The 9,982-nt window shown below is 37.8% G+C and carries 7 protein-coding genes; 5 read left to right on the top strand and 2 right to left on the bottom strand.

Annotated elements, in window-relative coordinates; translation table 11 throughout:
* Positions 1-1,306: sensor histidine kinase (locus AC1DOS_RS14435; RefSeq protein WP_477538056.1), on the bottom strand; the 1,306-nt coding region annotated here is incomplete at its 3' end.
* Positions 1,296-1,973, bottom strand: coding sequence for a response regulator transcription factor (locus tag AC1DOS_RS14430; RefSeq protein ID WP_477538055.1), 678 nt, complete (start codon positions 1,971-1,973; stop codon positions 1,296-1,298). The genes AC1DOS_RS14430 and AC1DOS_RS14435, both read right to left, overlap by 11 nt.
* A gap of 279 nt (positions 1,974-2,252) precedes the next feature.
* Between AC1DOS_RS14430 and AC1DOS_RS14425 the strand changes: the two genes are divergently transcribed.
* From AC1DOS_RS14425 to AC1DOS_RS14405, 5 genes are all read left to right on the top strand, one after another.
* Positions 2,253-2,522: a hypothetical protein gene (locus tag AC1DOS_RS14425; protein ID WP_477538054.1), complete on the top strand. Its 270-nt coding sequence runs from the start codon at positions 2,253-2,255 to the stop codon at positions 2,520-2,522.
* A 430-nt stretch (positions 2,523-2,952) separates the two neighbouring features.
* Positions 2,953-4,890, top strand: a complete 1,938-nt coding sequence (locus AC1DOS_RS14420; RefSeq protein ID WP_477538053.1) for an ATP-binding cassette domain-containing protein — start codon at positions 2,953-2,955, stop codon at positions 4,888-4,890.
* The gene (locus AC1DOS_RS14415) at positions 4,890-6,686 is read left to right on the top strand and encodes an ABC transporter ATP-binding protein/permease (RefSeq protein ID WP_477538052.1); all 1,797 of its coding nucleotides are present in this window, start codon (positions 4,890-4,892) and stop codon (positions 6,684-6,686) included. Before AC1DOS_RS14420 ends, AC1DOS_RS14415 begins: the two co-directional genes overlap by 1 nt.
* A 791-nt stretch (positions 6,687-7,477) precedes the next feature.
* Positions 7,478-8,734, top strand: coding sequence for a Y-family DNA polymerase (locus tag AC1DOS_RS14410; RefSeq protein ID WP_108587932.1), 1,257 nt, complete (start codon positions 7,478-7,480; stop codon positions 8,732-8,734).
* A gap of 200 nt (positions 8,735-8,934) precedes the next feature.
* Positions 8,935-9,982, top strand: a 1,048-nt coding sequence (locus AC1DOS_RS14405) for an ABC transporter transmembrane domain-containing protein (RefSeq protein WP_477538051.1), incomplete at its 3' end; no start/stop codon positions are given.

The following is a 9,982-nucleotide window of genomic DNA, read 5'->3' as shown; positions in this document are numbered from 1 at the left end:
CTGCTATACCTTTTCCATTATCTAATATATCAAGGTACAGCTTTTTTTCTTCAATATTGAGGCTTAAAGTGATTTTAGTAGCCTCTGCCCCTGCACTATTCATTAAGAGGTTAAGCAGAATTTGCTTAATCTGACCTCTGTCAGCTACTATTTTCAGTGGTTTGATTAAAGGAGAGACATCAATGTCTATATCTTTAAAACCTTCTATGGCATGAACTTGTTGGATTGCTTCTTCTACTACCTCTGATAGGGATAATAATACGAATTCCCCATGAATTGCACTGGATTCTAATGATGCGAAATCTAATAAATCTTCCACCATTTTTTGCATTCGCTTAGCTTCTTCTAACGTTGTTACTAAAAATTGATCTGCTGTTTCCCCAGTGACAATGCCCCCTTGAACAGCCTGAATCATACCACGTATCGAAGTAACAGGGGTCCTTAATTCGTGAGAAACTCCTGCAAGTAAATCCGTTCTCATTTGTTCAAGTTGTTGCAAACGCTTTGTCATCACTTCAAAAGAAGAAAATAGTTGTTGTAGTTCTGCTTCCTTTACTTTCGTTGCGGATGGTAGGTTCGGAGAGTAATCTCCTTCCGAGACTTGTCTCGCAGCTTCAGTTAATTGATGTAATGGGAGAATTAATTTTTTTGACAGGTGATAGATGACAAGCCAACCTCCAAATGCGATTCCCAAAATAATTAGTACGAGAAAGCTATAAGTTTCTATATTATCTAAAAATATTTCTGGTGAAGGGGTACTTAAATATAAAGCGCCTATCACTTCGCCATCTTTACTTAGAGGGATGCCTGCACGTAGCCATGTAATATCCTTAATTTTGATTTTTTCTTTAGTTAATTTACCACTTAGCACACTTTCTACAGTAGAAGGTGTTTCAGCAAGAGTCTCGGACAATGATGTATCTAGACTAGAAAAATTAATAAGATTGTGGCCCTCTTCATTAAAAATTTGCATAAAATCTTGAGCAACAGGACGCACTATTTCCGCTGGTGTAGCAGGTGTAACGGGTATTGCAGGTGTAGTAGGTGTAGCAGGTGGAATATGTAGTTCATCTTGGCTAGAACTTGGTTGTGATTGTAATACTTCCGTAGAGCGTATATAGGAAACGCTGAGTTGTTCCGCTCTCGCCTGTAGTAATTGAAAACTTTGTTGATTTTCGTTTACTTTTATCCATACACCAGCGATTATCCCTAAAAAGATAAGAATTGCTATTAATACACCTGCATATCTACGGGTCCAAAAACGCAGTAAAGGGATACTGTTATCAGAATGTAAGTTAGTTGACATATAGCATATACCCCATTCCACGCACTGTTTTAATTTCTCCCTCATCAGCTGACCAATCACGCAAGTGTTGGCGGATTCTTTTAATGGAAGCATCTACAGCTCTATCTGCACCGTCATAATTCATCCCCCATACAGAATCCAATAGTTGATCACGAGTAAAGCATTGATTAGTATGTTGTCCTAGAAAGGCAAGCAGTCCCCAATCACGTGGTGACAAAGGAATTAACTCATCAAAAAAAGAAGCTGTACGAGTAGTAAGGTTTATGATGAGATGACCTAATCTAATAATTTCATTATCTTCTAAATGTGTGGAGCGACGTAATACGGCTTGTACTCGAGCAACAACCTCCTCGGGATCGAACGGCTTTGTGATATAATCATCCGCCCCTTGTCCAAGCCCTGCTAATCGTTCGGGCACACTCCCTCTAGCAGTTAGGATAATGACAGGACAACTTCCATATTGACGGATTTGTTTTAGAATCTCTAGCCCATCATTTTGAGGCAACATCAAATCCAAAAGTACCAATGAAGGGTTATAATTTAAAAAAGTTTGAATTACATTGCCTTCATCTAAATCGTACAAAACTGAAAAATCATTTCTTTCCAAATATACTTTTAATAACTGAGCAATTGGCAATTCATCCTCAATAAGTAAGATGCGCTTCACTATAAAACATCCTTTCTACAATACTTTGTAATTAACTTATCACAATAAAAGTTAATTGGTTAGTCTATCACTTGAATATGCCGATAAAATGACAACGACTCATTATTTCCTATATAAGCAGGGGATATGACTGTAGATTACTAACCATATGCCAGGGTGATACACTACATTTTTCAAGTCGTCATATTGCGGTCACATTCATTAGTTAAATTAGATATGTGGGGAAACAACGTCCCAACACTACATCGCACAGCGATTAATAAATAGGAGGAATTTGAAGTGAAAAAAGTTCTTTTATTAGGTGCAGTAACATTGGCAGTTTCAGTAATGGCAGGATCAGCTTTAGCTTCTCCAAATGATTTAAACGAGGGACCGACATCGCCAGTAAAAATGACAGATTCAGTAGAATCGACACCTGCAGTAAAAGCAACGGCAGCAGTAAAAGTAACGCCAGAAGAAAGAGCAGCACTTGAAGAAAAAGCTGCGCTTGAAGGTAATATGACACCAGCAGTAGAATCGTCACCATCAGTAGAAGCGTCAAAAAAATAAGTTGATTGGTTATACCAGAGAAATGTGTACAATCGATTAATACCTTTGCCAAAAGATTAATTGATTGAAACATCTAGTATTTTACAAATTACTTTTGCATGAGACTACAGGCTAGATTTTGGTTGACCATTCGAATTATGCTATTACAAAACGTGTTAGTAGTAAAATTCTGTGTAAGCGTCAAATGATAAAAATCTTCTAACGAAATCTGTGCTATGTGATTGTCATAGTGCAGTCATTCGTTAGAAGTTTTTTTATGACACCATCTGAACGACAAGCGAATCTGGTATTCACTTCATAAAGTATTCTCATGCGCAAATTAATTTTTTTATATTGAGACACAAGTATAGGAGAAAAAATGTATGTTCTAAAATACTTAATAAAAAAAATTAAATGAAGAAAAACTAAAATAGTGGATAGGAGAAAATAGATGTTTGAAATTAAGAATGTATCCAAACAATATAACGGCGAATTCGCTTTGAATAATATTTCCTTTACAATGGGAAAAGGACTGAATTTTATAGTTGGTGCTTCGGGTAGTGGTAAAACGACTCTTTTGAAAATCATCAGTGGTATGGAACAAGATTTCGGTGGCGAGGTTTACTATTGCGGAAAGAATATGAAAGCATTAACCTCTAATGAAAAAAGTTATTTTTACAATAATATTTTCGGATTTGTTTGGCAGGATTTTAATTTGCTTAAAGATTCATCGGTTTTAGACAATGTGTTGTTACCACAGTATTTAAAAAATAAACAAAATCATAAGGACGCTGAAAAGGTTTTAAAACAACTTGAAATATTTGACCTTGCACAGCGAAAAGTAAAATATCTTTCGGGCGGTCAAAAACAGCGTGTTGCCATCGCTAGAGAGCTGATGAAAAATCCGCGAGTTATTATTGCGGACGAGCCAACTAGCGCTTTAGATGAAAAAAACTCCAAAACAACAATGGATATTTTGAAAGCTATTTCTAAAGACAGGACTGTTATAGTTGTAACCCACGATACGAATTTAATTGATCATAAATCAAACGTTATAGATTTGGATGAGGGAGAAACGACTGTATTCCCACAAAAAACTGTAACTAAAACAGAAAAACTTACATACGGTGAAAGTCATCGCTTATCTATCAAAAACTCTTTTGCAATCACCAAATCGAATGTTAAAAGTAAATTTGGCCGATTCCTAGTATCAGCCCTTTCTCTAATGGTAGCAGGGACGTTTTTGCTTACTACCGTAAGTGGGACAATCGAGGATAGCAGTCAAGGTGAATTTGACGAGCTGATTGATACTTATGGTGAAGGACTTACAGATATTAGCGTAGTTGGCAGTTTTATAGGTGCGGCAGGAACAGACGATAATAAGGAAGAAAAGCCGAACACTGATGTAACACAAGATATTGGCGGCTTATATGATCAATATGTAGGCGATGAGCGTACTGACTTTACCGCTTATTTACAAGCGTTTGATAATATAGATATAACTGTTGACGGCAAAGAATATCAAATACAAAGAACGGGGAGTGCGCCATCAATCAATAAGTTGGTAGTAGGAAAAATGCCGACTGGCAAAGACAACGAGGTTGTTGTTCCAGAAAATTTTGTTAAAACATTGGGCATATCAAACGAGCAAGCAGTCGGCAAAGAAATTGATTTTAACAGCTCTATTTACAATTGGGGCACAGGTGCGCCTGGAGACACATCCATTACCGCAACAATAGTAGGCGTTGCAGATACGACTGTCTATTATGAATATGAAGGGGAAATGACAGAGTATACCGTTGATGACTCATTCTTTTTCAGTAAAGTTGCACTTGACGACTTGAGAAGACAAGCAGGAATTGAAAATGAGACAATGAATTTTCTTATTCGAGCAAAGACGCCTACTGATATGATTTCCATTAAAGACGAGCTTAACGAACAAGGCATTGTACCTCTCGGTCAATTTGAGCTTGTTGAGGATATTGTTAGATTAAATGAGCAAACAACCGAACAGTCAGGTTCTGCAAGTGTACTCATAGGGATTTTGTCTGTCGTTATGGTTATTGCTATTTTCCTGATCACAGGTTTTATGAGAAAAAGAGAATATGCAATTTATAAAGTCAGCGGCTTTAATAATGCTCATTTGAGTCTGCTGAACTTGACGGAAAAGATCACAGAAATCAGTACAGCAATTCTGTTAATGCTTGTTACATCACCTTTTATCAATATAGCTACCAATGGCTTGTTCAGCGCAAGTATTCTAAGTTCTAAGATGTTGTTTTCGGGCGTGCTATTGATTGCTTTAGTAGGCGTTGTGGCGTACTTTACAACTGCTATCACCTTCATCAAGACCAATATAAAAACGGCTTTGAAGACAGGTGACAGATAGTGATTCAAATTAATAACCTTGTAAAACGATATGATCAGTCGCTAATTCTCGATCATATAAGTTTTAACTTTCCAAGCCAAGGACTTATTTGCCTTTTAGGTGCATCGGGTTGTGGCAAAAGCACTCTGCTTAACATGGTTGCAGGCTTCGACAGCGATTACAGCGGTGATATTACGGTTTTGGGTACTTCTATCAGTAAAATGAACACCGATGAATTGTGTGCCTATCGCAGAGACAATATCGGGTTTATCTTTCAAAACTATCATCTTTTAAGTGGATATACCGCCCTTGAAAACATCTTGCTGTCTTGTGAGCTAAATACTATAAATGAAGAGGTAAACAGAGGGAATGCCAAAGAACTGCTAAATAAACTAGGATTATCACAAAAGATTGATGAAAAAACCGAAAATCTTTCGGGCGGTCAAAAGCAGAGGGTTGCTATTGCAAGAGCGTTAAGTAGTAATCCTCGTATTATTTTGGCGGATGAGCCGACAGGAGCATTAGACCGTAGCAACTCCAATGAAATTATGGAGCTTTTAAAAGAAATTTCAAAAGACCGTTTGGTTATTGTGATTACCCATGATCAAAAGATTTGTAGCTTTGCCGATGAAGTTGTTCATATTGAGAAAGGAAAAATTAGTGCACAAGATACCGATACTCAGACAGATAGTTCTAGTGATCACAAACTTAGTTTAAATAACGCTATCAAAGTATCGGCGTTCAAGCGGGGCCTTAAGAACTTCAAAGTACATATCACACGCTATATTGCTGTAAGTTTAGCAATTTCCATAGGTATCCTTGTGTTTATGTTGTCTTTATCTTCGGGGAATATTATGGACGAGTCTATTTCAGGTTTTAAGGATAAAAATACCGCTTTTAGCAACGGCTATATCAAGAGTTCGGATGATGGAACCGTTTTTGATATGTTGAAATCAGATGAACGTATCGGAAATGTTTATTATCAATACAAAATAACGGATGTTACTTTAAAAATAGGCGATAAAACCGAAGATTTGGCAGAAAAATACCCAGTGGCAAAGGCTACTGCACATATGTCATAYGGTGCTATGCCGAAAAAAGGCGAAAATGAAATAGCACTTAGTCCGAGCCTCGCTAAAAAGTTTGAAAATGAAATTAGTAACTTGCTTGGTAAAGAACTCACTTTATATTATGGTGATAAAGAATACGCGCTTATGATAAGCGGCATTTTTAATGCAGGCTACGATGATTACTTTGTAAGCTCCGATATTGAACAGGATTTTTATCAAAATATGGAAGATGAAGAATACTACTCAATCAGCTATGATGTAAAGAACTTTGAAGATATTGTTTCAGTAAGTCAAATGCTAGCTGACAAAAAAATTGAAAGTAAAACTGCATCCAAAGAAGTAGAAACTTTGCAAAGTACTTTCAACAGTCTTAGCCGTTTGTTCTTTATTGTTTCTATTTTAATTTTAGCTATTGGTTTGTTTATCAGTACAGTACTACTTATTAAATTGCAAAATTCAAGATATAAGGAATTAGGGCTGATGTCCGCTTTGGGATATGATAAAGGAACAATACGGAAAATGATTGTCGGTGAAAATTTGCTTTTATCGGGAATGTCGGCTATCTTTAACGCAATCCTCATTGGCTGTACTTATTTAATCGGTATGGTTTTCAATTTGGCAATTATTATCACCCCACTGCAAATCTTGCTATCAATACTTTCCACAGGTGTTGTGGTTATTGTAATTAGCATAATAACCAGCTACAAGTTAATTCATACAGAGCCTGCTGTAGCGTTGAGAAAGTAATGCATCTTATTTAATCAAAATTAATTGTCGATTTCACAACCAATCGTTTTCAAATTATTTTCTTGCTAATCTATATTTTGAAATACCACAGCCTTTCTAGATGTGGTATTTTTTGTTTAATGAGGTAGTGGCATACAAACTGTGCTTGCAGTATATTCCGCACCAACTAAGCTGATAGACGATGATATAGCAACGCGAGCATTTTTCGGTAATTCATCTATGAACATGTTGAATACAACACTATGTGAAAGACAGTTGCCAAAGCTGGTTAATAAAATTTACCGTTTTTTGTCTATTCCTTATATTTAAGAAAGCTGAGAGCATTCAACCTAATGAAAACTCTCAGCTTTTTAATTTCTCATATAATAAGTTTCAAAAATATCAGTAGTAAGTCTAAGAAATAGGCTTTATAGCATCATAATTCGATATCATTTTCATACTGGTGGTAGTATGAAAGCAACTACTATGCAAGAACTTAAAGGAAAAGACAACTGTTGATCAGTAAAAGCCTGAAATCGCTTCAGGCTTTTTATTATTCAAAAAAGTTAGCGTTAACTTTCATAATTAGCAATCTCTAAACAGATACCGCAGCAATATTGATTTCCTCACCAATCATCATTTTGTAGTGTGCGTGTGCCCCGTATTCTCAAATTTCTTTTCAAATACTTAGAGTTTATTTCGGAAGATGCTTTTTAAAGAAATTGAAAATATTTTCCACCCATTGATTAAGAACGTTTGTTTGGGGTATAATTCAATAAAGAACATTTGTTCGTTTTTAAGGAGGAAGCATCATGTATGAAAAATACCCAGACCGAAAAATTGTCTGTCTCGATATGCGTAGCTTTTATGCAAGCTGTGCAGCAGCGGATGAAGGTCTTGACGTGATGAAAACCCCGATTGCGATTATTGGGAATCAACAACAAAAGGGAAGTGTCGTTTTAGCAGCTTCACCCCCATTAAAAAAAGAATTTGGTGTGAAAACGGGGACACGTTTATTTGAAATTCCCGATCATCCGGACATTCGAATAATTGAACCGAAAATGGGTTTTTTTGTGCGGGTTTCGATGGAAATTACACGATTGCTTAGTGAGTATGTGCCGAAAGAAGCGATTCATGTTTACAGTGTGGATGAAAGCTTTCTTGATTTAGCAGGAACGGAGCGGTTGTGGGGCCCAATTGAGCAAACCATCCAGCGTATTCAAGATGATTTAGTGGAAATGTTTCAATTACCGTCTGCGATGGGCATGGGCCCGAATATGTTGATGGCGAAGTTAGCGCTAGATTTAGAAGCGAAGAAAACAGGATTCGCGCGATGGACCTATGACGATGTGCAAACAAAGTTATGGCCAATTGCCCCTCTTAGTGAAATGTGGGGCATCGGGTCGCGAATGGAAAAAAACTTAAATGCCATGGGGATTTTTTCAATCGGAGATTTAGCAAAGACCGAGTTATCTACACTCGAATCAAAATTTGGTGTGATGGGAAATCAGTTGTACCATCATGCATGGGGAATTGATTTATCAGAACTAGGTGCTCCCATTATCGACGGGCAAATTAGTTATGGCAAAGGACAAATTTTATTCAGAGATTATCGCAAGACGGAGGATATTCTTGCGGTTGTACTTGAAATGACCGAAGACGTGGCGAGACGTGCGCGTGAAGCTGGAAAAGTTGGGCGCACCGTTCACCTAGGTGTTGGTTACAGCAAAGATGCTTTTGGAGGAGGATTCCATCGGTCTCTTTCGATGGAAGAAGCTACAAATGACACGATGAAAATTTACCAAGTATGTGTGAAGTTATTGCACGAACATTTTGATGATCGACCGGTTCGACGTTTGTCTGTGACCTTATCGAATATGGAGCCCGAGCATTCTATGCAGCTCAGCCTTTTTGAAGCGGAAAAATGGCGCAAACGCAAGCTAGGTTCCGCTATGGATCATATTCGCAGTAAATATGGTTCAACGGCTTTACTACGGGCAGTCTCCTATACAGATGCCGGAACAGCTCGAGCTCGTGCGAAATTAATCGGAGGACATAAAGCTGAATAAAGTGAGGGAGCATGCCGGGTAGCATAATCCTTGGGAAATTGTACATGTACTCGGCGTCTCAATCCTCAAGAAGACAGATGATTACTTCAAGATATCCAAACTATTTCCGAATCCGAATAATTTTCATTTCGTATCTTCTCTAAATTCGGAACATTTGCTAAACTAATATAGTCAGAAAAAGAAAATCGGGGGATAGTTGCGTGAAAGTATTTTTAGATTTAGGGTGGTTTTTTAAAGAGAGAAAGAAACAGTATATCGTCGGCATCATTATGCTGATGGTTGTTGCATTTTTGCAACTGCTGCCACCTAAAATAATTGGTTACGTCGTCGATGAAATTCGACTAGGTACCTTAACAGGCGAAGCGCTTTTAAAAGACTTGCTGTTGCTTGCTGGTGCGGCAATTACCATGTATATCATTCGTTATTATTGGCGTATGATGATTTYTGGTTCAGCGATTTTGCTCGCACGCCAATTGCGCGCGCGTTTATTCGAACATTTTACTCGCATGTCACCACGATTTTATCAAAAGCGACGTGTTGGCGATTTAATGGCACATGCGACCAATGATTTATCAGCGGTTCAACAAACAGCAGGAGCGGGTGTTTTAACGCTTGTGGATTCACTGGCAACAGGTAGTTTTGTTATTGCCGCGATGGCGATCACAATCGACTGGAAATTAACGCTTATTGCTCTTATTCCCATGCCGATTATGGCGTATTTAACGAATTACTACGGCAAGCAGCTACATAACCGCTTCCACTTTGCACAAGAAGCATTCTCTAGCTTAAATGATAAAACACAAGAAAGTATTTCGGGAATAAAAGTCATCAAAACATTTGGCCAAGAAAAAGAAGACATCCAAGATTTTATACAGTTATCGGATGATGTGGTAGAAAAAAATATTCATGTAGCAAAAGTGGATTCGCTATTTGATCCTACGATATCTGCTATTGTCGGTGTTTCATTTTTCCTATCAATTGTGTTTGGTGCACGATTCATCATTGCAGGAGATATGACAGTTGGAGATTTAATCGCTTTCACTGCGTATTTAGGTTTACTCGTCTGGCCGATGCTTGCTTTTGGCTGGTTGTTTAACATTGTCGAGCGCGGCCGTGCATCTTACGATCGGATTCGTGCTCTCCTGGCAGAACCAGCCGATATTGACGATGCGTCACATGCGCTGGATGTAAAAGCACAAGGTGACTTAAAAGTTCATATCGATGAGTTCAAGTTCCCCGATGATGAAC

It is taken from the genome of Paenisporosarcina sp. P5_A11 (genome assembly GCF_056400705.1).
The sequence above is the reverse complement of the archived record's forward strand: the minus strand, read 5'-3'. Positions and strand labels throughout refer to the sequence as shown.